The organism is Achromobacter sp. MUI-25009338, assembly GCF_057359325.1.
The window spans coordinates 2,910,807-2,936,575 of record NZ_CM170627.1 but is presented as its reverse complement, the minus strand read 5'-3'; the positions used below and the strand labels follow the sequence as shown (position 1 = coordinate 2,936,575).

24 protein-coding genes are annotated in these 25,769 nt (G+C 70.2%); 13 read left to right on the top strand and 11 right to left on the bottom strand.

The window, feature by feature from the left end:
• Positions 1-26: 26 nt before the first annotated feature.
• Entirely contained in the window at positions 27-179 is a 153-nt protein-coding gene (locus AC1IQ6_RS13955; protein ID WP_168202119.1) for a hypothetical protein, read from the bottom strand.
• Positions 180-603: 424 nt separating this feature from the next.
• On the opposite strand from AC1IQ6_RS13955, the gene AC1IQ6_RS13950 reads away from it, so the two are divergent.
• Positions 604-1,047, top strand: a complete 444-nt coding sequence (locus tag AC1IQ6_RS13950; RefSeq protein ID WP_485864761.1) for a GFA family protein — start codon at positions 604-606, stop codon at positions 1,045-1,047.
• Between the two features lie 15 nt (positions 1,048-1,062).
• On the opposite strand, the gene AC1IQ6_RS13945 is transcribed toward AC1IQ6_RS13950, so the two are convergent.
• Positions 1,063-1,404 (bottom strand): Rdx family protein, encoded by a 342-nt coding sequence (locus AC1IQ6_RS13945; protein WP_102771184.1) that lies wholly within the window; start codon positions 1,402-1,404, stop codon positions 1,063-1,065.
• A gap of 70 nt (positions 1,405-1,474) precedes the next feature.
• Here AC1IQ6_RS13945 and AC1IQ6_RS13940 point away from each other — a divergent pair, with 70 nt between their 5' ends.
• Positions 1,475-2,674 (top strand): multidrug effflux MFS transporter, encoded by a 1,200-nt coding sequence (locus AC1IQ6_RS13940; RefSeq protein WP_485864760.1) that lies wholly within the window; start codon positions 1,475-1,477, stop codon positions 2,672-2,674.
• 66 nt (positions 2,675-2,740) lie between these two features.
• On the top strand, positions 2,741-3,592 hold the full coding sequence (locus tag AC1IQ6_RS13935; protein ID WP_485864759.1) for an enoyl-CoA hydratase: 852 nt from the start codon (positions 2,741-2,743) through the stop codon (positions 3,590-3,592).
• Here AC1IQ6_RS13935 and chrA read toward each other — a convergent pair.
• A complete protein-coding gene (chrA, locus tag AC1IQ6_RS13930; protein WP_111825142.1) occupies positions 3,517-4,773 on the bottom strand; it encodes a chromate efflux transporter in 1,257 nt (418 codons plus the stop codon). The two genes, AC1IQ6_RS13935 and chrA, sit on opposite strands and share 76 nt — an antisense overlap.
• 199 nt (positions 4,774-4,972) lie before the next feature.
• Between chrA and AC1IQ6_RS13925 the strand changes: the two genes are divergently transcribed.
• A complete protein-coding gene (locus tag AC1IQ6_RS13925; RefSeq protein WP_102771186.1) occupies positions 4,973-5,452 on the top strand; it encodes a carboxymuconolactone decarboxylase family protein in 480 nt (159 codons plus the stop codon).
• Position 5,453: 1 nt separating this feature from the next.
• Here AC1IQ6_RS13925 and pdxR read toward each other — a convergent pair whose 3' ends face one another.
• The gene (gene pdxR / locus AC1IQ6_RS13920) at positions 5,454-6,857 is read right to left on the bottom strand and encodes a MocR-like pyridoxine biosynthesis transcription factor PdxR (protein WP_111825140.1); all 1,404 of its coding nucleotides are present in this window, start codon (positions 6,855-6,857) and stop codon (positions 5,454-5,456) included.
• A gap of 65 nt (positions 6,858-6,922) precedes the next feature.
• On the opposite strand from pdxR, the gene AC1IQ6_RS13915 reads away from it, so the two are divergent.
• From AC1IQ6_RS13915 to AC1IQ6_RS13905, 3 genes are all read left to right on the top strand, one after another.
• Positions 6,923-7,390, top strand: a complete 468-nt coding sequence (locus AC1IQ6_RS13915; RefSeq protein ID WP_485864758.1) for a GNAT family N-acetyltransferase — start codon at positions 6,923-6,925, stop codon at positions 7,388-7,390.
• The gene (locus AC1IQ6_RS13910; protein WP_485864757.1) at positions 7,387-8,010 is read left to right on the top strand and encodes an FMN-dependent NADH-azoreductase; all 624 of its coding nucleotides are present in this window, start codon (positions 7,387-7,389) and stop codon (positions 8,008-8,010) included. The genes AC1IQ6_RS13915 and AC1IQ6_RS13910 overlap by 4 nt, the downstream gene beginning before the upstream one ends.
• A 154-nt stretch (positions 8,011-8,164) precedes the next feature.
• On the top strand, positions 8,165-8,605 hold the full coding sequence (locus tag AC1IQ6_RS13905) for a hypothetical protein (RefSeq protein ID WP_111825138.1): 441 nt from the start codon (positions 8,165-8,167) through the stop codon (positions 8,603-8,605).
• A gap of 11 nt (positions 8,606-8,616) precedes the next feature.
• On the opposite strand, the gene AC1IQ6_RS13900 is transcribed toward AC1IQ6_RS13905, so the two are convergent.
• From AC1IQ6_RS13900 to AC1IQ6_RS13890, 3 genes are all read right to left on the bottom strand, one after another.
• The gene (locus tag AC1IQ6_RS13900; RefSeq protein WP_111825137.1) at positions 8,617-10,227 is read right to left on the bottom strand and encodes an arylsulfatase; all 1,611 of its coding nucleotides are present in this window, start codon (positions 10,225-10,227) and stop codon (positions 8,617-8,619) included.
• Positions 10,228-10,304: 77 nt separating this feature from the next.
• The gene (locus AC1IQ6_RS13895; protein ID WP_111825136.1) at positions 10,305-11,279 is read right to left on the bottom strand and encodes a SphA family protein; all 975 of its coding nucleotides are present in this window, start codon (positions 11,277-11,279) and stop codon (positions 10,305-10,307) included.
• Positions 11,280-11,439: 160 nt separating this feature from the next.
• A complete protein-coding gene (locus AC1IQ6_RS13890; protein ID WP_111825134.1) occupies positions 11,440-13,014 on the bottom strand; it encodes a TerC family protein in 1,575 nt (524 codons plus the stop codon).
• 370 nt (positions 13,015-13,384) lie between these two features.
• Here AC1IQ6_RS13890 and AC1IQ6_RS13885 point away from each other — a divergent pair, with 370 nt between their 5' ends.
• The 4 genes from AC1IQ6_RS13885 (at position 13,385) to AC1IQ6_RS13870 (ending at position 17,114) form a co-directional block, all read left to right on the top strand.
• Entirely contained in the window at positions 13,385-14,098 is a 714-nt protein-coding gene (locus AC1IQ6_RS13885; protein ID WP_102771828.1) for an MgtC/SapB family protein, read from the top strand.
• Between the two features lie 84 nt (positions 14,099-14,182).
• Positions 14,183-14,950, top strand: coding sequence for an endonuclease/exonuclease/phosphatase family protein (locus AC1IQ6_RS13880; RefSeq protein WP_102771194.1), 768 nt, complete (start codon positions 14,183-14,185; stop codon positions 14,948-14,950).
• On the top strand, positions 14,947-16,140 hold the full coding sequence (clsB, locus tag AC1IQ6_RS13875) for a cardiolipin synthase ClsB (protein WP_485866541.1): 1,194 nt from the start codon (positions 14,947-14,949) through the stop codon (positions 16,138-16,140). The genes AC1IQ6_RS13880 and clsB overlap by 4 nt, the downstream gene beginning before the upstream one ends.
• Positions 16,137-17,114: a lysylphosphatidylglycerol synthase domain-containing protein gene (locus tag AC1IQ6_RS13870; protein ID WP_111825129.1), complete on the top strand. Its 978-nt coding sequence runs from the start codon at positions 16,137-16,139 to the stop codon at positions 17,112-17,114. The genes clsB and AC1IQ6_RS13870 overlap by 4 nt, the downstream gene beginning before the upstream one ends.
• Here the strand turns inward: AC1IQ6_RS13870 and AC1IQ6_RS13865 are convergent.
• The 4 genes from AC1IQ6_RS13865 to AC1IQ6_RS13850 form a co-directional block, all read right to left on the bottom strand.
• Complete coding sequence (locus AC1IQ6_RS13865; protein ID WP_111825128.1) at positions 17,111-18,220, bottom strand: DUF748 domain-containing protein; 1,110 nt, start codon at positions 18,218-18,220, stop codon at positions 17,111-17,113. The two genes, AC1IQ6_RS13870 and AC1IQ6_RS13865, sit on opposite strands and share 4 nt — an antisense overlap.
• Before the next feature lie 132 nt (positions 18,221-18,352).
• Positions 18,353-18,691 (bottom strand): ElaB/YgaM/YqjD family protein, encoded by a 339-nt coding sequence (locus AC1IQ6_RS13860; protein ID WP_209165391.1) that lies wholly within the window; start codon positions 18,689-18,691, stop codon positions 18,353-18,355.
• On the bottom strand, positions 18,678-18,965 hold the full coding sequence (locus tag AC1IQ6_RS13855; RefSeq protein WP_485866540.1) for a hypothetical protein: 288 nt from the start codon (positions 18,963-18,965) through the stop codon (positions 18,678-18,680). Before AC1IQ6_RS13855 ends, AC1IQ6_RS13860 begins: the two co-directional genes overlap by 14 nt.
• A gap of 54 nt (positions 18,966-19,019) precedes the next feature.
• Entirely contained in the window at positions 19,020-20,792 is a 1,773-nt protein-coding gene (locus tag AC1IQ6_RS13850; protein ID WP_209165392.1) for a thiamine pyrophosphate-requiring protein, read from the bottom strand.
• 197 nt (positions 20,793-20,989) lie between these two features.
• On the opposite strand from AC1IQ6_RS13850, the gene glgA reads away from it, so the two are divergent.
• Together glgA and AC1IQ6_RS13840 are read left to right on the top strand one after the other, a co-directional pair.
• Positions 20,990-22,555: a glycogen synthase GlgA gene (gene glgA, locus AC1IQ6_RS13845; RefSeq protein ID WP_485866539.1), complete on the top strand. Its 1,566-nt coding sequence runs from the start codon at positions 20,990-20,992 to the stop codon at positions 22,553-22,555.
• Positions 22,556-22,567: 12 nt separating this feature from the next.
• Entirely contained in the window at positions 22,568-25,756 is a 3,189-nt protein-coding gene (locus AC1IQ6_RS13840; protein ID WP_485866538.1) for a maltotransferase domain-containing protein, read from the top strand.
• Positions 25,757-25,769 lie beyond the last annotated feature (13 nt).

Below are 25,769 nucleotides of genomic sequence, written 5' to 3'. Positions count from 1 at the left end.
CGGGCCGGCCGACACAGGCTTGGGGCTTAGGCCGTCGAGCGCGAGGCCTCGCGGTCCTGGTGGGCGTCGGCCTTGGCCGCGGCGGTCTTGGCGTCGGTGTCCTGCTTGGTCTCGGGCGCCTTCCAGTTCAGCGGCGGAATCTCGAAGCGCGACTTCTTGCTGGCCAGTTGATGAGACATGGGCGTTCTCCTGTTCAGGGCGTATGGCTTGCCCGGCACAAGCGCGATACGCAGGATTCAAGCGCGCCCGGGATGCGGCTCCCTGGCGGGATGCGGGCGCATGCTAGGCGGGCGGCGCTGGCGAAGCAACGGCCGGAACGCGCCCGGCCATCGCTGGAAAGTTCTGGCTTGCGTTGTTGATATTCGTTGTTGATATTGTTCGTTGGCTGCCAGATAAAGAATTTTAGCATCATTTTGCGCGAAATAGAAGCCCCTGACGCAATCGCCCCGCTACCTTGTCGCGATTGCCACTGCCCTCGCCCGTGACGCGCCGATACACTGGCCGCGTCGATTCCTGCTCCTGGAGATCCGCGATGTCCGACGCTCCCATCGAAGGCGGCTGCGACTGCGGCGCGGTCCGCTACCGCCCCTGGCCAGCCCGCCCATGTTCGTGCATTGCTGCCACTGCACCGTATGCCAGCGCCACTCGGGCAGCGCCTTCGGCATGAACGCACCCATCGAGACCGACCGCGTCACGCGGTTGAGCGGCGAGCTACGCCGCTACCCGGCCGGCAAGACGGCCGATGACGGCGAAACGGCGGTGGTGGTGCGCTGCGCCGCCTGCGCCGGCTATCTGTGGAGCCACCACCCGGCGTTCGGCGAGGCGGTGGCCCTGATCTACGCGGGCACCCTGGACCGCCCCGCCGACTTTCCGCCGGGCGCGCATTGTTTCGTGCGCTCCAGGCAGCCCTGGCTGCGCCTGCCCGAGGACGTGCCGGCGGCCGACGAGTTCTACGACCAGGAAGCCTGCTGGCCCGAGGCCAGCAAACGGCGCCTAGAAGCGGCGCTGGCCGCCAGTCGGCGGCGGCCGTGGACGCCCAAGGTGTGAACGCGGGGTCCGGCGTCAGGCGTCGGGCTGCTTGCGGGCAATGGCGGCGGCCGCGCCGTCGTCGCGCTCGTGGCCGTCGATATGGCCCAGCGGACGGCCCGGGTCGAGCCGGTCGCGCACGCGCTGCTTGAGGATCTTGGCTTCGGGAAATCCGCCGTCGCTCTTGCGGTCCCAGATCAGGTCGCCGTTGTAGGTGACCTGGAAAATCCCGCCCGTGCCCGGCTGCAGCACCACCTCGCCCAGGTCGGTCGAGAAGGTGGACAGCAGCTCCTGGGCCATCCAGGCCGCGCGCAGCAGCCACTGGCACTGGGTGCAATAGAGGATCACGATACGGGGTCGCAGGGCGGGCGCGTTCATGAGGCGATTCTCCTTCGTTCATGGATAATATCGGGTTTTCCCGGGTTCGCAACGAACCCCGAGCCTGTCCATGAAGTCTGCATTATCTCCCCGTGGCCAACGCTGGCTGATCGGCCTCCTGATGGGGCTGGTCACGCTCACGCCGATGGGCATCGACATCTACCTCCCTTCCCTGCCGGCCATGGCGCAGGATTTCGGCCGGCCCGTCACCGCGCTGCAGGCCAGCATCACGCTGTTCATCTTCGCCGTGGGCGTGGGCCAGGTGCTGATCGGCCCGCTGGCCGACCGCTACGGCCGCCGCCCGGTGGCGGTAGGCGGGGTGCTCGCCTATCTGCTGGGATCGGCGCTGGGGGCGACGGCCGGCTCGCTGGAAGTGTTCTACGCGGCCCGCGTGATCCAGGGGCTGGGCGCGTGCTCGGCCTCGCTGGTGGCCTTCGCGGCGGTGCGCGACTGCTTCAGCCCCGCGGTGGGCGCGCGCGTCTACAGCTATCTGAACGGGGCGTTGTGCACCGTGCCCGCGCTGGCGCCGCTGGTGGGCGGCGCGCTGGCGGTGCATGCGGGTTGGCGCAGCACGTTCGCGTTCATGGTGCTGTTCGCGCTGGGGCTGGCGGCGCTGCTGGCGCTGCGGTTCGAAGAGACGCGGGCCGCGCCCGGCCGGCCGCAAGGCCCGCTCTACAGCCTGCGGCGCTACGCGCCCATCGTGGCCAGCGGCCGCTTTCTGTATTTCGCGGCGTTCGGCATGGCCGGCATGGCCATGATCCTGGTGTTCGTGGCGGCCGCGCCCGTGGTGCTGGTACAGCAGCTGGGCTATTCCGAACTGGGATTCTCGGCCTGGTTCGGCGGCAACGCGGCCATCAATATCGGCGCGTTCTTCCTGGCGCCGGCCTTCATCGCGCGCTTCGGCCGCCACACCATGGTGCGGGTCGGCATGGCCGCGCTGCTCGCGGCCGCGGCCATGCATCTGGCGGCCTGGCTGTGGCTGCCGCTGTCGGCCTGGGCCTTCATGCTGCCGGTCGCGGTGCTGACCGTGGGCTTTTCGCTGGCGCTGGGCTCGGGCCTGAGCCTGGCGCTCGAACCCTTCGCCGAACGCGCCGGCACCGCGGCCGCGGTCTACGGCCTGTTCCAGATGAGCGGCTCGGCCCTCATCGCCACGCTGCTGGTCGACAGCGGCATGCCGCCGCAGGCCGCCATGGCCTCGATCGGCGCGGCCATCGTGGCGCCGCTGCTGTTGCTGTCGGCCGGCATGGCGCGCCGCCTCGCGGCCGGCTGAGCCGCCGGTTTTCTTTCCACCACGCAGGGCTTAGTATCTTCCGGGAAATCACAACCTGGAGGAGACATGGAGAGCCCGATTCTCGAGCGCACGGACGAAGGCGGCGTGGTGACCCTGCGGCTGAACCGCCCGGGCCAGTTCAACGCGCTGTCCGAAGCCATGCTGGCCGCGTTGCAGGCGCAGATCGACGCCCTGGCCCGCGATGCCGACGCGCGCTGCGTGGTGCTGGAATCCGCCGGCCGGGCGTTCTGCGCCGGCCACGACCTGCGCGAGATGCGCAGCCAGCCGTCCCTGGACTATTACCGCGAGCTGTTCAGGAAGTGCGGCAGCGTCATGCAGGGACTGCAGGCCCTGCCCGTGCCCGTCATCGCCAAGGTGCGCGGCGTCGCCACGGCGGCCGGCTGCCAGCTGGTGGCCAGCTGCGACCTGGCGGTGGTGGCAGATAGCGCCACGTTCGCGGTGTCGGGCATCAACGTGGGGCTGTTCTGCTCGACGCCGGCGGTGGCGCTCAGCCGCAACGTGTCGGCCAAGCGCGCCTTCGAGATGCTGGTGACCGCCCGCTTCATCGACGCGGCGCAGGCGCGCGACTGGGGCCTGATCAATGACGCCGTGCCCGAAGCGGAACTGGACGCGCGCGTGCAGGCCCTGGTGAACGACATCCTGGCCAAGAGCCCCACCGCCATCCGCTACGGCAAGCGCATGTTCTACAAGCAGCGGCAGATGGCGCTGGCCGACGCGTACGATTACGCCGGCGACGTGATGGCCCGCAACATGATGGAGGCCGACGCCTGCGAAGGCATCGACGCTTTCCTGCAGAAACGGGCGCCGCGCTGGCAGGACGTTCAGCCCAGCCAGCCCAGCGCCCAGCCGCCCGCGGCGGCGATCAGCACCACCCAGACCGGCGACCATCGGGCGTAGACCAGCAGCGCGAACAGCAGCAACGCCAGCGCGAAGTCGGTGCGCCCGCGGATGGCGCTGGCCCAGACCGGATCGTACAGGGCCGACAGCAGGATGCCGACGACGCTGGCGTTGACGCCCGCGATCAGGTTGCGCACGCCGGGCCGCAGCCGCAGGCTTTCCCAGAAAGGCAGCGCGGCCGCCACCAGAAGCGCCCCGGGCAGGAAGATGGCGACCAGCATGGCCAGCGCGCCGGCCCAGCCCGATAGCGGCCCCGGCGACATCGCGCCCAGGAAGCCGGCGAAACCGAACAGCGGCCCCGGCATGGCCTGGGCCGCGCCATAGCCGGCCAGGAACTCGGCGTCGGACACCATGCCGCCGCCGACCGCGGCCGATTCCAGCAGGGGCAGCACCACGTGCCCGCCGCCGAACACCAGGGCGCCGGCGCGGTAGAAGCCATCGAGCTGGCGCGCCAGCGGCTGGCCGGTCAACGCCGCCCAGGCCGGCAAGGCGGCCAGCAACAGCACGAACAGGGCCAGCGCGGCGTAGCCGGCGCGGCGCGACACGGCCTGGCGTTCGACCGCCAGCGCCGGGCGCGCCGGCACTTGCAGCGTGGCCGCGCCGATGACGGCGCCCAGCAGGATGGCGGCCACCTGCCCCAGCGCGCCGGGCACGGCCAGCGTGACGAGCGCGGCCGCCACCGCCAGCGCGGCGCGCGTGCGGTCGGGACAGAGCGAGCGGCCCATGCCCCATATCGCCTGCGCGATGACGGCGACCGCCGCGACTTTCAGGCCGTGGATGGCGGCCGATCCGGACAGCCAGCCGAACTGCGCCAGCCCCGCCGCGAACAGCCCCAGCGCCACGGCCGTGGGCAGCGTGAACGCCACCCACGCGGCCAGCATGCCGGCCCAGCCGGCGCGCTTCAGGCCGATGGCCATGCCGACCTGGCTGCTGGCCGGCCCGGGCAGGAACTGGCACAGCGCCACCAGATCGGAATAGGCGTATTCGTCCAGCCAGCGGCGGCGCTCCACGAATTCGGCATGGAAGTACGCCAGGTGCGCCACCGGTCCGCCGAAAGAGGTCAGGCCCAGGCGCAGGAAAACCAGGAATACCTCGAAGACGGAACCCGGACCGGGCTGGACGCGGGCGGGCGCGGTGGACTGGCTGGCGACGTGTTCGTCGTGGGAAGGCGGCTGCGGCATGGGACGGGGCTTCATCGGCTACGGGGCATGAGTATCCTGCCCTCGCTTCAAGCTTATAGCCGGGCGCCGCGGCGGATTCAACCGGCGCCCGCCCGAATATGGCCCATAGCGAAATACCGTTCATGGCACTTCTGCGCCGGGCGCGCCGGCCGCATGCTACGGGCTCTGGATTTCTCCCGAGACATCGACAGGAAGCAATATGACTCAGCGATTGAATTACTTCGAAACCACGCCCGAACTTTCGAAGAAATACCTGGAATTCAGCACCGCGCTCAAGAAGTCGGCGGTGGTCCGGGAATTCGGCCATCTGGTCGATATCCGCGCCTCGCAGATCAACGGCTGCGGCTTCTGCCTGGACATGCACGTCAAGCAGGCCAGGATCGAAGGCGAACGCGAACTGCGGCTGCACCACGTCGCGATCTGGCGCGAATCCACCCTGTTCTCGGCGCGCGAGCGCGCCGCGCTGGCCTGGACCGAGGCCGTGACCACGCTGGCGCCGACCGGCGTGTCCGACGAAGCCTACCGCGCCGCGCGCGCCGAGTTCAACGAGGCCGAATTGTCGGAACTGACGCTGCTGATCGTCGGCATCAACGGCTGGAACCGCCTGAACGTGGCGTTTCGCACGGCGCCCGGCTCGGCCGACGCGGCCTATGGCCTGGACAAGGCCGGGCTGAATTAACTCACATCAACGCGCGGATGCGCAGACCGAGTTCGCGGGCCTGCGCCGCCGACGCGATGTTGGTGAAGCTGAGCAGCAGCCCCGGCTGCCCGCCCGGTCCGGCATACCAGCGCGACACGGCTTCGGCGAAGAGGCCTTGCTCGACCATGCGCTGCGCCAGGCGCCGGTCCCCCTGGCCGGCCCGCAGCCGCGCCACCATGTGCATGCCGCCCGGTTGCGGCTCGATCCGCAGGCGCGTGCCCAGCGCCTCGGCCAGCCCGGCGGCCGCGGCCTCGCGGCGCTGCGCGTACAGCCTGCGCATGCGCTGGATATGGCGGCCGAAATGGCCTTCGGCCATGAACGCCGCCAGGATGGCCTGGGTCAGGCCCGGCGCGCCGCCGCCCAGCCAGCACAACTGCTCGAAACGCGCGCTCAAGGTTTCGGGCACCACCAGATAAGCCAGCCTGAGCCCGGGAAACAGCACTTTGCTGAAGGTGCCCGCGTACAGCACGCGGCCCTGCCCGTCCAGGCTTTTCAAGGCCGGCAAGGGCCGGCCCACGTAACGGTATTCGCCGTCGTAATCGTCCTCCACGATCCACGCGCCGCTGCGCTGCGCCCAGTCCAGCAGCGCCTGGCGGCGCGGCAGCGACAGCGACATGCACAGGGGGCTTTGGTGCGCGGGCGTCACCACCGCGCCGCGCGCGCCCGGCGCGCGTTCGATGCCGGCATCGACCATCAGGCCGTCCTGATCCACCGGCACCGGCGCCGGGCGCAGCCGCGCCTGCTCCAGCAGCAGCCGCGTCGGCGGATAGCCGGGATCTTCCATCCAGACTTCGTCGCCCGGTTCGAACAGGGCCTGCAGCACCAGGCGCAGCGTGTGGTTGTAGCCGGACGTGATGAACACCTGCGCAGGCTGGCAATGGATGCCGCGCGCCACCTGCAGATAGGCGGCGGTGGCGGCGCGCAAGGCCGGCAGGCCGCTGCTGGGCGGATAGGCCAGTTCCGCGGCCTGCAGCCCGCGCAGCTGCCTGGCCCCCAGCCGCGCCCACAGCTTGCGCGGAAAGGCGTCCAGCGCCGGCAGCCCCATCTGGAACGGCAGGATGCCGGACCAGCGCGGCCAGGCCGGCACGTCGTGCGCCGGCGGCTCGGGCGCGGGCGGCGCCGGCGCGCCGGCCTGCGGCTGCAGATCGGGCGAGACCACCGTGCCCGCCTGGCCGCGCGCCTGGATATAACCCTCGGAGGCCAGCAGCGAATACGCCACCTCCACCGTGCCGCGCGCCACGCCCATCTCCTTGGCCAGCGAACGCGCCGACGGAATGCGGTCGCCCGGCTTGAGCGTGCCCTGGGCGATCGCGCCGCGAAAACGCTCGTAGACCTGCCGGTACAGGGGGCCGGCCTCGCGGTCCTGGGGAGATGCACGACTCATGGCATAGTCCAAAAATCAAAATATGGCCCTGGGAATTATGGCATGCGCCGCCTACCATGGCAGCCATGACACCTGATCCCGACCTCCCCCTGCGCCACCTCGAAACGCCCGACGAGGTGCGCGCCTGCCTGCCGCTGATGCGCGAGCTGCGGCCCCACCTGGACGATGCCGAAGACTTTCTGGAACGCGTCGCCCGCATGCGCCACGAACGCTACCGGCTGCTGGCCGTCATGCGCGACGGCCAGGCCGTGGCGCTGGCCGGCTACCGCTTCCAGGAAAACCTGGTGTACGGCCGTTTTCTGTACGTGGACGACCTGGTCGTCTCGCCCGCGCTGCGCGGCGGCCGCCACGGCGCGCGGCTGCTGCAGGCGCTGGACGAACTCGCCCGCGGCGCCGGCTGCGCCCGGCTGGTGCTCGATACCGGCCTGGGCAACGCGCTGGCCCAGCGTTTCTACTTCCGCCAGGGCCTTTTGACCAGCGCCATCCGTTTCGGCAAATCCCTGCACGTACCCGTGGAGACCCTCGCCCCATGAGCATTCTGCGCATTATCTGCAGCCCGCGCGGCCGCGCCTCCGAAAGCTACCGCCTGTCGCAGCGCATCGTCGAGCGCATCGCCGGCGCGGCCCCGGCCATCGTCGACGTCGACGCCAATACCCTGCCGCACGTGGACCCGGACTATGCCGCCGCGCTCAGCGCGCGCCAGGACCCCGGCGGCCCCGCGCTGGAGCGCGGCGCGCTCAGGCGCTCGGCCGAACAGATACGCCTGTTGCGCGAGGCCAGCCACATCGTGATCGCCACGCCCATGCACAACTTCACGGTGCCGTCCTCGCTGAAGGCCTGGATCGACCACGTGGTGCGGGTGCGCCATACCTTCAGCATCACGCCGCAGGGCAAGGTCGGCAGCCTGCCCGGGCGGCCGGTGTACGTGGCGATCGCGTCGGGCGGCGACTTCTCCAGCAGCGATCCGCGGCGCCAGCAGGACTTCCTCACGCCCTATCTGCGCTATGTGCTGGGCACCATCGGCCTGACGGACGTGACGTTTTTCTCGGTGCAGGGATCGGTGCGCAGCCCGGTGGAACTCGAGGCGGCGCGCGGCCGCGCCGAGGCGGCGATCGCCGCGCATCCGTTCGAGGCGCGCGCCATCGCGGCCTAGCCTCAACCTTAGGGATACCCCCTCTCATGCTTGCGGCTACCGCCGCAAGCAGGGTCCATGCGCGGCGCATTGACACTGCCGAATGGCGGGCACTACGCTTTTTGCAACACGCTCTCCACCTAAGGATGGCGGGGCTTACGTGCAGGAGCGGACCATGATTTTGCATCGAGCGGTGTTGTGCGCGGCCGCCGTCCTGGCCTTGAACGGCTGGGCGGCGCCGAGCGCCGAGGCGGCGTGCAGCGAGGAGAAAATCCAGGCCATGGCCGAAGACGGCCGCTCGACCCGTTCCATCGCGCGCGCCTGCGGCATGTCCAACGCCAAGGTGCGCGGCGTGATCGAAGGCATCGAAGCCGGCGCGGTGGTCAAGGCGCTGCCCGTGGAACCGGCCAAGCCGGTCCAGGTCCCGGAGCCGGACCCGGCTGCCGGCAAGCTGCCCGCCGGCAGCGCCCTGGCGCGCTGCGATTGCCAGGGCTGGATGCCCGCCGGCGAGAAGGCCCCGGAAAGCCGCTGCCAGAGCGGCATGTCCATCACCGCGCCATGTCCCGGTTACTGCCCGCCGCGCGGCATCGCGCCGTGGCGGCGGGTCTGCAGCTGACGCGGCCGGCCCTACTTCGCCTCTTTCTTGTCCTGCGCCTTGAAGTGATCGGCAATGGACTTGTGCACGCGCTCCTGCACCTGGTCGATGCTGAAGCTGGCGGGCCGCTGGCTCGGCGGATAGGTCACGAAGGTTTCCATGAACGCGGTGGCCTTCATCGTGCCGATCTCGGTCAGGTAGGAGTTTTTGCCGAGCCAGTCGTTGTATTGGTCGGACGTGATGTCCGCGCGTTCGTACGGATCCATTCTCAGGTTGAAGACCTTGGGCACCCGCAGGCAGACGAACGGTTCCTGCCAAATGTTGAGATTGCCCGGCGCGCGCTGTTCGCAGAACACGATCTTCCAGTCGTCGTAGCGCATGCCGACCAGGATGCCGTCATCGTTGAAGTAGTAGAAATCGTTGCGCGCGCTCTTGTCCGACTTGCCGGTCAGGTAGTCGAGCTGGTTGTAGCCGTCCAGGTGCACCTTGAAGTTGGTGGGGTTTCCAGGCGGCGTCCAGCCCTTGAGCAAGCGGTCCTTGATGGACGTATCGCCTGCGGCCGCCAGCAGCGTCGGGAACCAGTCCATGCCGGACACGATGCCGCGCTTGACTTGTCCCGCCGGGATTTTCCCGGGCCAGCGGACCATGGCCGGCACCCGGAAAGCGCCTTCCCAGTTGGAATCCTTCTCGCTGCGGAACGGCGTGGTCGCGGCATCCGGCCAGCTCCACTGGTTGGGGCCGTTGTCGGTGGTGTACACCACGATGGTGTTGTCGGCGATGCCCAGGTCATCGAGCTTTTTCAGCAGCTTGCCCACGTCCTCGTCGTGTTCGAGCATGCCGTCGGCATAGTCGTTGCCCGGCATGCCGCTCTTACCCTTGTTCTCCGGCCGTATATGGGTATAGATGTGCATGCGCGTGGTGTTCATCCACACAAAGAACGGCTTGTCGCCCTTGCCGTGCTTGTCGATGTAATCGAGCGCCGCGCCCACGGTCTCGTCGTCGATGGTTTCCATGCGCTTCCTGCTCAGCGCCCCGGTGTCTTCCACCTTGCCGTCGGCCGAGGCCTTGATCACTCCGCGTGGCGAGAAATTCTTCACGAACGGATCGTTGGAATCCTTGGGCCAGTACGGGCGCTCAGGCTCTTCTTCGGCGTTCAGGTGATACAGGTTGCCGAAGAATTCATCAAAGCCGTGCCGGGTCGGCAGGTATTCGTCCTTGTCGCCCAGGTGGTTCTTGCCGAACTGGGCTGTGACGTAGCCTTGCGCCTTCAGCGCTTCGGCGATGGTGATGTCGCCTTTCTGCAGGCCGACCGAGGCGCCCGGCGCGCCGACCTTGGTCAGCCCCGTGCGCAGCGGCGACTGCCCGGTGATGAAGGACGAACGGCCGGCGGTACAGCTGTTTTCACCGTAGTAATCGGTGAACTTCACGCCCTCCTTGGCGATACGGTCGATGTTGGGCGTCTCGTAGCCCACCACGCCTTCGCCAAAGGCGCTGATGTTGGTCTGCCCGATGTCGTCGCCGAAAATCACCAGGATGTTCGGCTTCTTGCCCGGCGCGTCCTGGCTCTGCGCCTGCGTGCCGGCCGCGGTCGCCAGGCCTGCCGCGGCGACAAGCGCCGCACTCAACAGCTGTCTTGCGTTCATCGCATTTCCTCGGAAGATCAGGCCAGTTCAGCGGCCGGCCGTGCCGCCAGGCGGGAAACCGCCCCGCCCGCTACGCCTCAGAACACCAGCGTGGCGGTCGCCATGACCGTGCTGGTGCTGTCCAGGCGGTTGGTGCTGCTGATCGTGGGCACCCATCGCAGCGACAGCGACAGCGAACGCTGGTCAGCCAGCTTTCTGTCGTAGGTCACGATGGGGCCCAGCGCCCAGTCCCTGCCCTTGAACCCGTTGAGCCGGTCGGCCGTGGGGCCCTTGTCGCTGCCCAGCTGCTGGATGGTGCCCAGGATCAGGCCGGCGCTGAAGCCGTTGCTGAAGACCTTGCGGCCCATCATGTCCATGCTGAACAGCGGCGCGTTGCGGTAATCGGTGGCGCTGTTGCGCGTATAGAACTGGAAGCCGGCGACCGTGTCGATCTGGAAGCCGGACTCCGGATAGATCCCCGTGTAGGCCACCTGCGGGATGAAGGTCCAGTTGTTCAGGCTGGGGTTGGCCATGTCGTTGGCGTTGTACTTGCCGGTGGGCGCCCACACGTTCAGGCTGAGCGCCAGGTGCGAGGTCTCGGAGAAGTGGTAGCCGGCGATGATGGGCGAGAAATACAGGTCGAACAGGTTCGACGCGGTGTCGTCCTGGCTGACGCTGCGCCCGCCCGCGCCGGCCAGGGTGGAGGTCACCTTGTTCCACACGTAGGGAACGGTGATGCTGGAAGCGAAGTTCCAGCGTCCCGGCCCGGTGTCCCAGGTCTTGAGCAGGGTCGCCAGCGTGAACGAGGCTTCGGCGTCCAGGCCCAGCGAAGTCCGGCCCGCGACCGGCACCTCGCGGCTGCCGCCGATGCCGCCGTCCAGGTAGATCTGTGAAAGATTGACCGCCCAGATGGGTTGCGGCGAGACGATGCCGGCGTTGGGCTGGACATTGGTGCCGGTGATCTGCCGTCCCAGCGCGCCTTCCGTGGCGTGCGCGGCGCCCGGGGTCGCCAGCGCGGCCAGCGCCGCGCAGAGCGCGGCCGTGCCCTTGAATCCAGACCTCGTGTTGCCCATGCGATGTACCACCTGTAGCGATAACCAAAAGCAAAGACACTAACTGAGCCTGGGGCGGACGCGCTGCCCGGGCTGCGGATAAGACCAGTCAAATCCCCAATACAGGGTCAGATAATCGCACGAGAGCGACAGATTTTCCAGGCATCCGGGCGCGCCGATTTCAATCCTCGCCGGCGCCCTCCTCGCCGCGGCTGGCCCGCACCTGGTCGATGCGCAGGCCGCCGCGCCGCGTCACCTCGAAGCGCCAGTCGCGCCAGGCGATCGTGTCGCCCGGCTCGGGAATGCGGCCGGCGGCGCGCAGCAGGCAGCCCGCCAGCGTGGCGTCGGGGTAATCGTCGGCCAGCGCCGGCGCCTCCAGCAGGCGCGCGGCCTCGCCCACCGCCAGCCGGCCGTCCAGCAGCCAGGAGCCGTCGGACAGGCGCAGCGACTCCGACAGGTCGGCCTGGTGCTCGGGCAGATCGCCCGCCACCGCGGTCAGCACGTCCATGGGCGTGACCAGCCCCTCGCAGACGCCGTGCTCGTCCACCACGATCAGCATGTGATCGCGGCTGGCGCGCAGCTCGTCCAGCACCTTGAGCACCGGCATGGTCTCCAGTACGTAGCGCGGTTCGCGCGCCAGCTCGACCAGGTCGATCGGGCCGGGGGTCTGCAGCCTGGGCAGCACGTCCTTGAAGTGCAGCACGCCCAGCACGTTGGCCGGGTCGCCCGCGCACAGCGGCAGGCGCGAATGGCCACCGCCAAACTTGCGGACCACGTCCTCGGGCGTGTCGGCCACGTCCAGCCAGGTGATGTCGCCGCGCGGCACCATGATGGAACGCACGTCGCGCGCGCCGATGGACAGCACCCGTTCGATCATGGTGCTCTCCTCGGGCGCGAAGGCCGGCTCTTCGCCCGCGCCGTCGACCAGCGCGACCACCTCGTCGACCTGCGCGCCGGCCTGGCCGGCGGGGCTGGCGCGCAGCAGCCGCAGCACGGCCTGCGCCGTGCGCTGGCGCCGGCCCAGCGCATGCGCGCCGCGGGCGCGGTTGCGCCGCGCCAGCTGGTTGCACAGCTCGATCAGGATCGAGAAGCCGATGGCGGCGTACAGATAACCCTTGGGCACGTGAAAGCCCAGCCCTTCGGCCACCAGGCTGAAGCCGATCATCAGCAACAGGCCCAGGCACAGGATCACCACCGTCGGGTGGCGCGCCACGAAGGCCATCAGCGGACGGCTGGCCAGCATCATCACCGCCATCGCCACGATCACGGCGATCATCATGATGCTCAGGTCCTGCACCATGCCCACCGCGGTGATCACCGAGTCCAGCGAGAACACCGCGTCCAGCACCACGATCTGCAGGATCACCTGCCAGAACACGGCGTGCTGCGGCCGCTGGCCGGCGTCGTGGGCGGCGCCGCCTTCGACGCGCTCGTGCAGTTCCATCGTGCCCTTGAAGAGCAGGAACAGGCCGCCCAGGATCAATATCAGGTCGCGGCCGGAAATCTCCGCGCCCAGCAGCGTGAACAGCGGCTCGGTCAGCGTCACCACCCAGGCGATGCTGGCCAGCAGGCCCAGGCGCATCACCATCGCCAGCGTCAGGCCGATCAGGCGGGCGCGGTTGCGCTGCGCCGGCGGCAGCTTGTCGGCCAGGATGGCGATGAACACCAGGTTGTCGATGCCCAGCACAATTTCAAGCACGACCAGGGTCGCCAGGCCCAGCCAGGCGGTGGGGTCGGTCATCCAATCGAAAATCATCGAAGTTCCACGTATAGCGTGATGGAGCGCGCCAGCGCGCTCCCGGAATCGTCAGGGGAATGGCGCAACGGACGCGCGCGCGGCGGCGCGCGGCAGCCCAGGCGCGGCGTGGCGGCCCCGGATCGGGCCAGACGGGTATCGTGGAACGGCCGCGGCATGCGGCCGGAGGAAGGGGTCGGGCGCCGGCGCGGCGCCGGCCTAGAGGGAGGCTCTTCGTTCATAAATGGCGGACGGCCGGGACTGCCTGCCGTCCACCTTGCTCTCTTTCTTACTGGAACCTGAATATTACCTGAATCTGGCCCATCGCCCGGTGTCATCAAACAAACCGCATGCATGCCCGATCATGGCGCGCCGCCGTACCGAGGACACCATGAAGAATTTCGACAACATCCAGCTGCTCACCCTGGCCAATACCCTGGTCAGCCTGTTCACCGCTTTCGTGCTGGGCGCGGTGGTCGGTTTCGAGCGCCAGTTCCGCCAGCGCACGGCCGGGCTGCGCACCAACGTGCTGGTCGCGGTGGGCGCGGCGATCTTCGTGGACATGGCCTTCCTGGTGGGCGGCGACGACGGCGGCGCGCGCGTGATTTCCTACGTGGTGTCGGGCGTGGGCTTTCTGGGCGCCGGCGCCATCATGCGCGAAGGCGGCAGCATCCGCGGCCTGAACACCGCGGCCACGCTGTGGGGCTCGGCGGCGATCGGGGCGTGCGCCGGGGCCTCGCTGATGCTGGAGGCGGTGGCCGCCACCGTGTTCGTGCTGGCCGCCAACACCCTGCTGCGCCCGGTGGTCAGCTACGTCAACCGCCAGCCGGTCGATGCGCAGACCACGGAAGTGACTACCGTCATACACCTGATCGCCACCACGGCGCAGCGCCAGGCCGCCATGATGGTGCTGGAAGACGTGCTCGAAGCCGAGCAGCTGCCGCTGTCCGAGCTGAAGATCGACCAGTTCGGCGAAGACGAGGTCGAGATCGAGGCCGCGCTCAGCGAAGCCTCGGTCGACGAACTGGACCTGGACCGGGTGGTCGCCAGCATCGCGGCCTCGCCGGCCGTGCGCACCGCGTTCTGGGCGGCCAGGACGGTGTAAAGGCGGCGACGCGGGGTTACGCCCGCTTACTTTCCGGGCACGCGGCTTGCTCGGCAGGCGGGGATCGCCCATTCCGGAGCCCGCATGCCCGCCTCGCACTATATCGACGCCACCACGCTGACGGTGCTGACCGTCAACACGCACAAGGGTTTCACCAGTTTCAACCGCCGTTTCATGCTGCACGAACTGCGCGACGCGCTGCGGGCGGCGGGCCCGGACATCGTGTTCCTGCAGGAGGTGCTGGGCGAACACCAGGGCCATGCCGAGCGCCACCGCTCCTGGCCCGCGCTGTCGCAGTACGAGTTCCTGGCCGACACGCTGTGGACCGACTACGCCTACGGTCGCAACGCGGTCTATCCGGCGGGCCACCACGGCAACGCGGTGCTGTCGCGCTACCCCATCGAACGCTATGAAAACCACGACGTCAGCGTCGGCGGCCACGAACGCCGCGGCATGCTGCACTGCGTGCTGCGCGTGCCCGGGACGCCGACGCCGGTGCATGCGGTCTGCGTGCACCTGGGGCTGCTGGAGCGCCACCGGGGCCGCCAGCTGGCGCAATTGTGCGAACTGGCGGCCGACGGCGTCCCGGCCGCCGAACCCCTGCTGATCGCCGGCGATTTCAACGACTGGCGGCTGCGCGCCGACGGCCCGATGCGCGACTGCGGCACCAGCGAAGTCTACAGCTCGCGGCTGGGCCGGCCGGCGCGCACCTTTCCGGCGCGCTGGCCGCTGCTGCGGCTGGACCGCATCTACGTGCGCGGCGTGCGCGACTGGCGGCCGCTGCCCATGGCGTCGCGCGTCTGGTCGCGCCTGTCCGACCACGTGCCGATCAGCGCGGAGATCGCCCTATGAACCTGAGCTGGCGCGGGAACAACCGCTACACGCTGCTGGAAAACGGCACCGGCTATTTCCCCGCGGTGCTCGACGCCATCGCGCAGGCCCGCAGCGAAGTGCTGGTCGAGACCTTCATCCTGTTCGACGACACCGTGGGCCGGGAGATCCGCCAGGCCCTGATCGACGCGGCGCACCGCGGCGTGAGCGTGGACCTGACCATCGACGGCTACGGTTCGGACGAACTGAGCGAGGAATTCCTGGGCGGCATGACCGACAGCGGCATCCGCGTCCACATCTTCGACCCGCGCCCGCGGCTGCTGGGCGTGCGCACCAACGTATTCCGGCGCATGCACCGCAAGATCGTGGCCGTCGACCGCCGCTGCGCCTTCGTGGGCGGCATCAATTTCTCGGCCGACCACCTGCCCGACTTTGGCCCGCAGGCCAAGCAGGACTACGCCTTGCGCGTCGAGGGGCCGCTGGCCGCGGATATCGCCGACTATGCGCGCGCGCAGCTGGGCGGCGAGCGGCCGCGGCGGCGCGGCCGGCGGGCCGCCATCCTGGAGCAGATGCCGGCCGGCGACGGCGGTGGCCGCCTGGTGGTGCGCGACAACGTCGATCACCGCAACGACATCGAGCGCCATTACCGCGCCGGCGTGCGGGCGGCGCGCCACGACGTGCTGATCGCCAACGCCTATTTCTTTCCCGGCTACCAGCTGCTGCACGACCTGGCCGACGCGGCGCGGCGCGGCGTGCGGGTCAGGCTGCTGCTGCAGGGCGAGCCCGACGTGCTGGTCGCGCGGCTGGCCGCCTCCATGCTGTACGACTACCTGATCGACGCCGGCGTGGAGATCTACGAATACTGCAAGCGGCCGCTGCACGGCAAAGTGGCCTGCGTGGACGGCGACTGGGCGACCGTGGGGTCCAGCAACCTGGACCCGCTGAGCCTGGCGCTCAACCTGGAGGCCAACGTGATGGCGCGCGACCGCGGGCTCAACGCCGAGCTGCGCCGCAGCCTGGAGCGGCTGATCGAGCAGGACTGCCGCCAGATCGAAATGTCGGTGGGCTCCAGGCGGCGCCTGCGGCGGCTGTGGATAGGCGTGGTGGTGTTCCACTTCCTGCGGCGCTTTCCGGCCTGGGCCGGCAGCCTGCCGGCGCACAAGCCCAGGCTCCAGTCCCTGCCCCTGCCCACGGAAAGAGAGACGGCATGAGAGTCTTCCGCTCCACCCTGACGCGGGCGCTGCGCCATCGCTGGCCGCGCCTGAAGCGGATTCTGCCGGCGCTGGTGCTGGCGGTCGTGGCCGCCCTGCTCATCCATTTCGGCCGCGCCGTGGACTGGCCCCAGGTCTGGGTTTCGATGCGCGCGATTCCGGGGCGCACGATCATGCTGGCCTGTGCGCTGGTGGCCGCCGGCTACCTGGCCTACGGCGCCATGGATCTGCTGGCCAAGCGCTACACCCGCCACACCCTGCCCTGGCCCAAGGTGCTGGGCGTGGCGATGACCAGCTATGCGCTGAACCTCAATCTCGGGGTCCTGCTGGGCGGGCTGGGCGCGCGGCTGCGCCTGTATGCGCGCCTGGGATGCCGCAAGTCGGTCGCCACCCGCGTGGCGCTGTTCTCGGCCGCGACCAACTGGATCGGCTTCGGCTGGCTGGCCGGCGCGCTGTTCGTGGCGGGCGCGGTGCCGTTGCCGCAGGGCTGGGGCCTGCGCCCGGACGTGCTGCGCCTGCCGGGCGCGGCGCTGCTGGCGCTGGCCGCCGCCTACGTAGGCTTCTGCGCGCTGGCGCGCCGCCGCAGCTGGACCTGGATGGGCCAGCATGCCAGCTTGCCGCACTTGGGCATGGCGGTCGCGCAAAGCCTGGTGGCGGCAAGCTCGTGGGCCATCATGGGCGCCATCATGTACGTGCTGCTGCAAGGCAAGGTCGGCTATCCGGCGGTGCTGGGCGTGCTGATGTGCACCAGCTTCGCGGCCGTGCTCATCCGGGTGCCGGGCGGGCTGGGCACCACCGAAGCCATCTTCGTCGCGGCGCTGGCGCCGGGGATTCCTGCACCCGAGGTGCTGGGCGCGGCGCTGGTGTACCGCGCGCTCTACGCCTTCGCGCCGCTGTGCCTGGCCCTGCTGGCCTTCGGGCTGGCCGAATGGCGGCTGCGGCACGGGCCGCACGCCTCCACGCCGGCGGCCTAGGGAGTAGGATCGAGCAGGTCCGACAAGGCGTTGCCCAGGCTCTTGACCGCGCCCGCCACGCCTTCGGCGGCGCCCTCCGCGCCCACCCCTATCGCATGCCCGAAGCCTTGCGCCACCTGGGCGGCGAAGCCGCGCGTGACCGAGAACCTGGGGCTGTCCAGGTCGCCCGACAGCGCGAACTCGAAGCGCACCGCGCCGGCCTCGTCCTTGAGCGCGGCCAGCACCGCCTTGCGCGGCAGCGAAAACAGCGAACCCTCGCCGCTGAACTTCAGGCCGCGCAGCGCCACCGTGCCCGCGGCCCGCAACTGGCGGCGTTCGATCACGGTGTTCATGTCCAGGTCCATCGCGCCGGCGGCCAGCGAGCCGGCGCCGTTGTCGGCCAGGTAAGGCGCGGCATGGCGCACGCCCATGTTGCGCACGCTGACCTTGATGTCGGCGTCCGTGCCGCCCACCACCAGCCAGCCTTGCGCGCTGACCGTGGCGTTGGCCCCGCCCTGCTGGTCGATCCGTCCGTTGAACTCCATTTCGCTGCGCGCGCCGTCGTCGGGCATGACCAGCGGGCGCAGCCGCGCCTGCACGCCGGTGAAGGCGATGCGGTGCGGCGGGCGCGATATCGCGGCGTCTTCGAAAGTCAGGCGGCCGTCCTGCAGCCGCAGATCGGCCACCCGTATCGGCTGGCGGTCCCGCCCGCGGCCGTCGCCGGCATCGCCGGTGCGCAGCGCCGCCTGCAGGGCCGGCGCGATGTGCAGGCTGCCGTCCGGCTGGCGCAGCACCGCGAAGTCGAAGCCTTCGACCGACACGCGCGTGAACACGGTTTCATGGCGCAGCAGCGCCGGCCAGTCCGGCTCCAGCACCACGCGGCGCGCCCGCACGTCGGCCTGGCCGGCCGCGCCGCGCACGATCACGTCGGTCAACACCACCTGGCGGTATCCGACCTCCACGTCGGCCACTTCGCTGCGCGGCCCCAGCAGATTGGCGATGCGCTGCTGCGCGATGCGCAGCGCCGCGAACGCCAGCACCGCAGCCACCGCCGCAAACAGCACCAGCACCGCCAGGGCGTTGCCCCACGGTGACCGGCCGCTCGGCGCGACTGCGTTCGTGCTCATCGTGCGTTCCCGAAACAAGGAAAGGAACCGGGCCGTGGGGTCTCGCTCGCGCGCGGCCCCGCACCCGGCACAACCTGTGCATCCTCCTGGATACCTCGCCGATCATCAATGGGTTAAATGGATGAGGCCCGCTCAACGGCGGCGGTGGTCGGACATCATGCAGACGCCGGCCAGCACGCCGACCAGCGCCGCCGCCGCGATGCTTTTCCACGCGTTCTCGTGCACGTACTCGTCGGCCGCGTGCGAGGCATGGCGGGCCCGGTCCCAGGCGAGGCGCTCCCAGCCGCTGGCCTGTTCGCGCGCGGCCTCCAGCTGCTGCTTGAGGCGGTCGCGGGCCGCTTCGATTTCGGACCCGCCGTAGCTGGCCGTGCTGCGCAACAGCGCCTCCGTTCCGGAGATGAGGTCGCGCACCGTGCGCGCCGAACTGTCGGCCGGATGGAATATGCCGCGCAATCCTTCATGCTTGCTCATAGGGTCTCCTTGAAAAACTCCGCCGCCCGCCCCGTGCGGCGCGGATGCGCACGCATTCCGCAAGCGGCGTGCCCGCCAGCCGGTCTATGCCCGGCGTCTGCTGCGGGTCCAGGCCCGGCATGGGATTGGGCAGGCTGTCCGGCGGCCAGCGTCCGTTCTTGTCGGTCTTGCGGCCGCCCGGATCGGGCGTCGGCTGCTCGGCCGGGCTCTGGTCCGGCGGGGACTTGCCGCCTTCGGCGTTGTCGGGGGAAGCGGGCGATTTGGGTTCTGCCATGATGGCCTCCTGAACTGTGCGCAAACGCAATATGCGGAGCCGGCGGGCGCGGCGTCAGCCCGCCCACCACTGCTTGATCGTGGCGCGCAGCGCCGCGCCGCCCGCGGCCGCGTCTTCCTTGCGCAGCGCGCGCACGTAGGCGGCGACCTGCTTGGCCGGTATGTGCGGCGGCAAGGGCGGCATCTCGGGATCGGTCACCATCTCCAGCACCACGGGCCGGGCGGCCGCCAGCGCACGGTCCCAGGCGGGACCCACGTCCTGCGGGTTCTCGACCCGTATGCCTTCCAGGCCCAGCAGCCGGCCGTAGTCCGCGTAGGAAAACGCCGGCAGCCATTGCGAGTCCGCGAAACGCGGGTCGCCGCCCATCACGCGCTGCTCCCAGGTCACCAGGTTCAGGTCGCCGTTGTTCAGCACCATGACGATCAGGCGCGGATCTGCCCAGTCCTTCCAGCGGTGCGAGATGGTGATCAGTTCGTTGATGCCCAGCATCTGCATGGCGCCGTCGCCCACCAGCGCCACCACGGGACGCTCGGGATAGGCCAGCTTGGCCGCCACCGCGTAAGGCACGCCGCAGCCCATGGTGGCCAGCCCGCCCGACAGCGAGCCCATCATGCCTTCGCGCAGGTCCAGGTCGCGCGCGTACCAGTTCGCCGCCGAGCCCGAGTCGCAGGTGACGATGCACTGCTCGGGCAGGCGCTGCGACAGCTCCAGAAACGGGCGCTGGGGATTGAGCGGACGGGCCTCGACCATGGCGCGCTCGCGCACCGTGTCGCGCCAGCGCGCCACCTGCTTCTCGATGCGTTCGCGCCAGCGGCGCGCCGTCTTGCGTTCCAGCATCGGCATCAGGGCCTGCAGGGTCAGCCGGCTGTCGCCCACCAGGCCCAGTTCGACCGGATAGCGCAGGCTCAGCTTGCGGCCGTCGCGGTCGATCTGCACCGCGCGCGCCTGCCCTTCCTCGGGCAGGAACTCGGCGTAGGGAAACGAGGTGCCCACCATCAGCAGTGTGTCGCACTCGTTCATCATGTCCCAGCTCGGCTGGGTGCCCAGCAGGCCGATGCTGCCCGTCACGTAAGGCAGGTCGTCGGGCACCGCGGCCTTGCCCAGCAAGGCCTTGGCCACGCCCGCGCCCAGCAGCTCGGCGGCCTGGCGGACCTCGGCGCCCGCGTCCAGCGCGCCCGCGCCCACCAGCATGGCGACGCGCTCGCCGCGGTTGAGGATCTCGGCCGCATTGCGCAAGGCCGCCTCGTTCGGCACCGCGGCATGCGAAGTCACGCCGATGCCGGTGTACACGGCGCCATGTTCGCGCGGCGGGCTCTCCACTGCCGGCAAATCCTGCACGTCGTTTGGAAAAATGACGCAGGTCACCGCGCGCCGCTCCATCGCGATGCGCATGGCGCGGTCGATCACGTGGCGCGCCTGCCCGGCGGTGGCGGCCATCTGCACGTAGTCGTGCGCCACGTCCTTGAACAGGCTGACCAGATCGACTTCCTGCTGGTAGTCGCCGCCCAGCGCGCTGCGGGCCTGCTGCCCCACCAGCGCCACCACGGGCTGGTGATCCAGCTTGGCGTCGTACAGGCCGTTGAGCAGATGGATCGCGCCCGGCCCCGAGGTCGCCATGCACATGCCCACCTGTCCGGTGAACTTGGCATGCGCGCAGGCCATGAAAGCGGCGCTTTCCTCATGCCGGACCTGGACGAACTCCAGCGGTTCCTGCGTGCGGCCGAAGGCGCCGATCAGGCCGTTTATCCCGTCGCCGGGATACCCGAACACCCTTCTGACGCCCCATTGAGACAGCCTTTCGAGGACGAAGTCCGACACAGTTTTCATACCCAGCTCCTGTCATGGTCGCGGTCCGTGGACAACACGACGCCAGCGGCAGCAAGCCCCATTCCTGCTGCGGGGCGCTCGGATACAAAAGAAAACAATGCGGCGGCGATTTGGGCACGGCGCTTGCGGCTGTCCAGGTTTTCCGCGGCCGCGTCGCACTTTTTTATCCGGCGCGGCCCGATACACCGGGAGCAGGCATGGCGAAGACTAGAACCCTGATCGTGGCCGGCGAGGCATTTCCCCTGGCCAAAACGGGCGGCCTCGGGGACGCCATCACGGGCATGGCCCGCGCGCTGGCCCAGGCAGGCACGCCGCTCATGGTGCTGCTGCCCGCCTACCGCGGCGTGCGCGCCCGCCTGGAGCGCGTCCGCGTGGTGGCGCCGCTGCACAACCTGCCGGGCGGCGATGCGCGCCTGCTGGCCGGCCGCTGCCCGCAGTCGGGCCTGGATTTCCTGCTGCTGGAGAACGACGGGCTGTACGACCGCGCCGGCATTTACCTGGACGAACAGGGCGTCGAATACGCCGACAGCGCGCTGCGCTACGCGGCGCTGGCCCATGCCGCCGCGCGCGTGGCCGGCGGCCTGCCCGGCGTCGCGCGCCCCAATCTGGTGCATGCGCACGATTGGCACGCCGGCCTGGTGCCATTGCTGTTGCATGCGCAGGGCCTGCACGCGACCCGCAGCATCATGACCATCCACAACCTGGCGTTCCAGGGCCGCTTCCCGATGGAGTGCGCGGCCGAACTGGGCATTCCCGAACGCTACCGCAACGGCGAAAGCATAGGCGCCTGGGGACAGCTGAATTTCCTGAAGGCCGGCATCCGCTATGCCGACCGCGTGACCACGGTCAGCCACAACTATGCGCGCGAAATCATGACGCCGGCCTTCGGCTGCGGCCTGGACGAACTGCTGCGCCGCCGCGCCGACGACCTGCTGCCGATTCCGAACGGCATCGACAACATCCTGTGGAACCCCGCCCGCGACCCGCACCTGGGCGCGCTGCGCTATTCGGCGCGCGACCTGTCCAACAAGGCGCGCTGCAAGGCCGCGCTGCAGCATGAGTTCGGCCTGAACGTGGACGCCGGCACCACGCTGATGGCCATGGGCAGCCGCCTGACCGAACAGAAGATGGCCGACGTGGCCGCGGCCGCCCTGCCCGAGGCGCTGGAACGCCATCCCGGCCTGCAGGTCGCGATCCTGGGCCAGGGCGACCACCGTCTGGAACAGGCGCTGCAGGCGCTGGCGCAGCGCTATCCCGGACGCTGCGCGGCCCATATCGGTTATGACGAGGCGGCCGCGCACCGCCTGCATGCCGGCGCCGACATCCTGCTGCACGCGAGCCGTTTCGAGCCCTTCGGCCTGACGCCGCTGTACGCCATGCGCTACGGCGCGCTGCCCATCGGCTCGCGCGTGGGCGGCATGGCCGACACCATCGAAGATCCGGGGCCGCGCGCGCCGCTGTCGGCGATGGCCTCGGCCAACGGCCTGCTGTTCGACGGCGACAGCCCGGCGGCCATGGCCGAGGCGATCGCGCGCGCCATGGCCCTGCGCGAGCACGCCATGCTCTGGCGCACCATGCAGCGCAACGCCATGAGCGCCGACTTCAGCTGGCGCTCGGCCATCGGCCTGTACGCCAGCCTGTACCGCTCGCTGGCCGAACCCGAAACCCTGGAAGCCATGCCGGCGCGCGCCGACCGCGCCGCGGGCGCGGCCGCGCTGGGCGTGCGCCAGCCGGCCGGCGGCGCCGTGCCGGCGCCCGTGTAAGGAGACCGCCAGGTGCCGCCCACGACCGCCGCCATCGCCACCCAGGCGCCGCTGCGCCTCTATCACGCCCGCGGCGGCGCGCGCGAGCGAGAGTCCGCGGCCGCGCTCGGCCCGCGGCTTTACGAGCGCCTGCGCCAGCGCGGCTTCAACGCCGTGCTGCTGCCGGCGCCCTGGCTGCTGGATGAAGAAGGCGGCACGCAGGCCCCGCGCGACGCCGACCGCGCCCTGCTCGACGGCGCCGAGGTTCCCATCACCGAGTGGTATCGGCGCGTGTCCGCCGAGCTGGCGGACCACGGCCTGGCGCTGTACGTGGATGTGGTGCTGGACCGCTGCGCGCACGACGCGGTGGCCGCCACCGTCGGCCCCGACTGGTATCTGCCGCCGGCGGGCGACCCCGCGCGCGATCCGCGCCAGCCCGCGCAGGCGCGCCGGCTGCGCTATCTGCGCGACGGTCCGCTGCCGCCTGGCTTTCTCGCGGCCTGGACCGAACGGCTGGAACGCTGGGCCAGCCACGGCGTCACCGGCCTGGCCTTCCACGCGCCGCAACGCTTGGCCGGCGCGGACTGGGCCAGGCTGGCCGCGCAACTGCGGCGGCATCACGCCGGTCTGCAGCTGCTGGCCTGGGCGCCGGGCCTCACTCCGGCGATGCTGGCCGGACTGCGCGAGGCCAATTTCGACGGGCTGTTTTCCTCGCTGCCGTGGTGGAACTTCAAGGCCGAATGGCTGGCCGAAGAAGACGCGCGGCTGCGCGCGCTGGCCCCGGTCATCGCCGCGCCGCCCCACCCCGCCGACACCCCGCCGCCGGCGCGCGGGCGGCGCGCCATCTGGTCGGCCGCGCTGTGCGCCGACGGCCTGATGCTGGACGACCGCGACGAACGCGAACTCCCCGATGTGGAGGCCGTGAACCAGTGGTTCGCGGACGCCCGCCTGCAAGGGCCGCTGCGCGTGGCCGGCGGGCGCGACGGCCGCTGCACCGTGCTGCTGCGCGGCACGGCCGAAGGCGCCACGGCGGCATTGGCGCTCAATCCCTCCACCGACGCGCAGGCCCTGCTGGACTGGGACGCGCTGGCGCCGATGCTGCCGCCGGCCGACATCGTCCCGCTGTCGCCGCCCGTGGGCGCGGCCGCGCCGGACAGCGCGCCGGCCGCCATGCTGCCGCCGGGCGACTGCGCGCTGTTCCTGCTGGAGCCGACGCTGCCGGTGCGCGAGCCGTCGCGCCGCCACCGTTCGCGCGCCGACGGCAGCGGCAATCCGCGCATCGCGGTCGAACGGGTCAGCCCGGCGGTCGACGACGGCGCGTTCGCGGTCAAATGCATTCCGCACGAGCGCATCGCCGTCCATGCCGACATCTACATGGACGGCCACGAACAGCTGGCGGCCGAACTGCGCTGGCGCGCGGCCGACGAAACGCGCTGGCGCGCCACCCCGCTGGCGCGCGGCCCCAACGACCGCTGGGAGGCCGTGTTCCGGCCGCGCCGCGTGGGCGCGCATGAATTCGTCATCAGCGCCTGGCTGGACGCCTGGCAGACCTTCCGCCACGACCTGGAACTGAAGCACCGGGCCGGCCTGGACCTGCGGCTGGAGGTGCAGGAAGGCATGCAGCTTTTGCGCGAGGCGCTGGCGCGCGCCGGTTCCGCGGCCGACGCCGACGCGGTGCGCGAGGCGATCGAGCAGCTGGGCGCGCAGCCGCTGGCCGCCGACCCGGTCGCCGTGCTGCTGGACGAAGGATTGGCGCGGGCCATGCGGGCGCTGGACGACCGGCCGTTCGAGACCGTCAGCCCCACGCCCTATCCGCTCTGGGTGGACCGCTGCCAGGCGGGTTTTTCCAGCTGGTACGAGCTGTTCCCGCGCTCGCAGTCGCCCCATCCGGGCCGCCACGGCACCTTCGACGACGTCATCGCGCGCCTGCCGGACGTGCGCGCCATGGGCTTCGACGTGCTGTACATGCCGCCCATTCACCCCATCGGCCAGCGCAACCGCAAGGGCCGCAACAACAGCCTGCGCGCCGAGCCGGGCGACGTCGGCAGTCCCTACGCCATCGGCGCGCCCCAGGGCGGGCACGACGCGATCGAGCCGCAGCTGGGCAGCCTGGAGGATTTCCTGCGGCTGGTGGCTGCCGCGCGCGAGCAGGACATGGAGCTGGCGCTGGACTTCGCGATCCAGTGCTCGCCGGACCATCCGTGGCTGGCGCAGCACCCGGACTGGTTCTCCTGGCGCCCCGACGGCACGCTGCGCTACGCCGAGAACCCGCCCAAGAAGTACGAAGACATCGTCAACGTGTCGTTCTACGGCGCGCCGCCGCGGCGCGCGCGCCGGCTCGCGCTGTGGCGGGCGCTGCGCGACGTGGTGCTGTTCTGGGTGCGCCACGGCGTGCGCATCTTCCGCGTCGACAATCCGCACACCAAGCCGCTGCCGTTCTGGCAATGGATGATCGCCGACGTGCACGCGCAGTATCCGGACGTGATCTTCCTGTCCGAGGCCTTCACCCGCCCGAAGATGATGTACCGGCTGGCCAAGATCGGCTTCACCCAGTCGTACACCTACTTCACGTGGCGCAACGAAAAGACGGAACTGGCGGCCTACCTCGAGGAAGTGTCCAGCCCGCCGGCCGCGGACTTCTTCCGCCCGCATTTCTTCGTCAACACGCCCGACATCAACCCGTATTTCCTGCAGACCTCGGGCCGGCCCGGCTTCCTGATCCGCGCGGCCCTGGCGGCGCTGGGTTCCGGGCTGTGGGGCGTGTACAGCGGATTCGAACTGTGCGAGGGCGCGGCCCTGCCCGGCAAAGAGGAATACCTGGATTCCGAGAAATACGAGCTGCGCCAGCGCGACTGGCACGCGCCGGGCAATATCCGCGCCGAGATCGCGCGCCTGAACCAGATCCGGCGCTCCAACCCGGCGCTGCAAAGCCATCGCGGCCTGACCCTGGCCGACAGCGGCAACGACCGGGTGCTGGCCTTCTACAAGAGCACGCCGGGCCACGGCAACGTGGTGCTGGCCGCCATCAGCCTGGACCCGTTCCAGCCCCAGGCCGCGCGCGTCGAGGCGCCGCTGTGGCTGTTCGGCCAGCCCGACGCGGGCGCGCTCGCCGCCGAGGACCTGCTGGCCGAAACGCAGGAGTCCTGGCAGGGCAAGATCCGCGCCGTGACGCTGACCCCCGACCAACCCTATCGCGTGTGGCGCCTGTCGCTGCACGGATAAAGGCTACTCTTGC

Bases quoted from the DNA above. Each gene is read 5' to 3' on its own strand.
- AC1IQ6_RS13955 (WP_168202119.1), bottom strand. From the start codon at position 179: ATGTCTCATCAACTGGCCAGCAAGAAGTCGCGCTTCGAGATTCCGCCG.
- AC1IQ6_RS13950 (WP_485864761.1), top strand. From the start codon at position 604: ATGTTCGTGCATTGCTGCCACTGCACCGTATGCCAGCGCCACTCGGGC.
- AC1IQ6_RS13945 (WP_102771184.1), bottom strand. From the start codon at position 1,404: ATGAACGCGCCCGCCCTGCGACCCCGTATCGTGATCCTCTATTGCACC.
- AC1IQ6_RS13940 (WP_485864760.1), top strand. From the start codon at position 1,475: ATGAAGTCTGCATTATCTCCCCGTGGCCAACGCTGGCTGATCGGCCTC.
- AC1IQ6_RS13935 (WP_485864759.1), top strand. From the start codon at position 2,741: ATGGAGAGCCCGATTCTCGAGCGCACGGACGAAGGCGGCGTGGTGACC.
- chrA (WP_111825142.1), bottom strand. From the start codon at position 4,773: ATGCCGCAGCCGCCTTCCCACGACGAACACGTCGCCAGCCAGTCCACC.
- AC1IQ6_RS13925 (WP_102771186.1), top strand. From the start codon at position 4,973: ATGACTCAGCGATTGAATTACTTCGAAACCACGCCCGAACTTTCGAAG.
- pdxR (WP_111825140.1), bottom strand. From the start codon at position 6,857: ATGAGTCGTGCATCTCCCCAGGACCGCGAGGCCGGCCCCCTGTACCGG.
- AC1IQ6_RS13915 (WP_485864758.1), top strand. From the start codon at position 6,923: ATGACACCTGATCCCGACCTCCCCCTGCGCCACCTCGAAACGCCCGAC.
- AC1IQ6_RS13910 (WP_485864757.1), top strand. From the start codon at position 7,387: ATGAGCATTCTGCGCATTATCTGCAGCCCGCGCGGCCGCGCCTCCGAA.
- AC1IQ6_RS13905 (WP_111825138.1), top strand. From the start codon at position 8,165: ATGATTTTGCATCGAGCGGTGTTGTGCGCGGCCGCCGTCCTGGCCTTG.
- AC1IQ6_RS13900 (WP_111825137.1), bottom strand. From the start codon at position 10,227: ATGAACGCAAGACAGCTGTTGAGTGCGGCGCTTGTCGCCGCGGCAGGC.
- AC1IQ6_RS13895 (WP_111825136.1), bottom strand. From the start codon at position 11,279: ATGGGCAACACGAGGTCTGGATTCAAGGGCACGGCCGCGCTCTGCGCG.
- AC1IQ6_RS13890 (WP_111825134.1), bottom strand. From the start codon at position 13,014: ATGATTTTCGATTGGATGACCGACCCCACCGCCTGGCTGGGCCTGGCG.
- AC1IQ6_RS13885 (WP_102771828.1), top strand. From the start codon at position 13,385: ATGAAGAATTTCGACAACATCCAGCTGCTCACCCTGGCCAATACCCTG.
- AC1IQ6_RS13880 (WP_102771194.1), top strand. From the start codon at position 14,183: ATGCCCGCCTCGCACTATATCGACGCCACCACGCTGACGGTGCTGACC.
- clsB (WP_485866541.1), top strand. From the start codon at position 14,947: ATGAACCTGAGCTGGCGCGGGAACAACCGCTACACGCTGCTGGAAAAC.
- AC1IQ6_RS13870 (WP_111825129.1), top strand. From the start codon at position 16,137: ATGAGAGTCTTCCGCTCCACCCTGACGCGGGCGCTGCGCCATCGCTGG.
- AC1IQ6_RS13865 (WP_111825128.1), bottom strand. From the start codon at position 18,220: ATGAGCACGAACGCAGTCGCGCCGAGCGGCCGGTCACCGTGGGGCAAC.
- AC1IQ6_RS13860 (WP_209165391.1), bottom strand. From the start codon at position 18,691: ATGAGCAAGCATGAAGGATTGCGCGGCATATTCCATCCGGCCGACAGT.
- AC1IQ6_RS13855 (WP_485866540.1), bottom strand. From the start codon at position 18,965: ATGGCAGAACCCAAATCGCCCGCTTCCCCCGACAACGCCGAAGGCGGC.
- AC1IQ6_RS13850 (WP_209165392.1), bottom strand. From the start codon at position 20,792: ATGAAAACTGTGTCGGACTTCGTCCTCGAAAGGCTGTCTCAATGGGGC.
- glgA (WP_485866539.1), top strand. From the start codon at position 20,990: ATGGCGAAGACTAGAACCCTGATCGTGGCCGGCGAGGCATTTCCCCTG.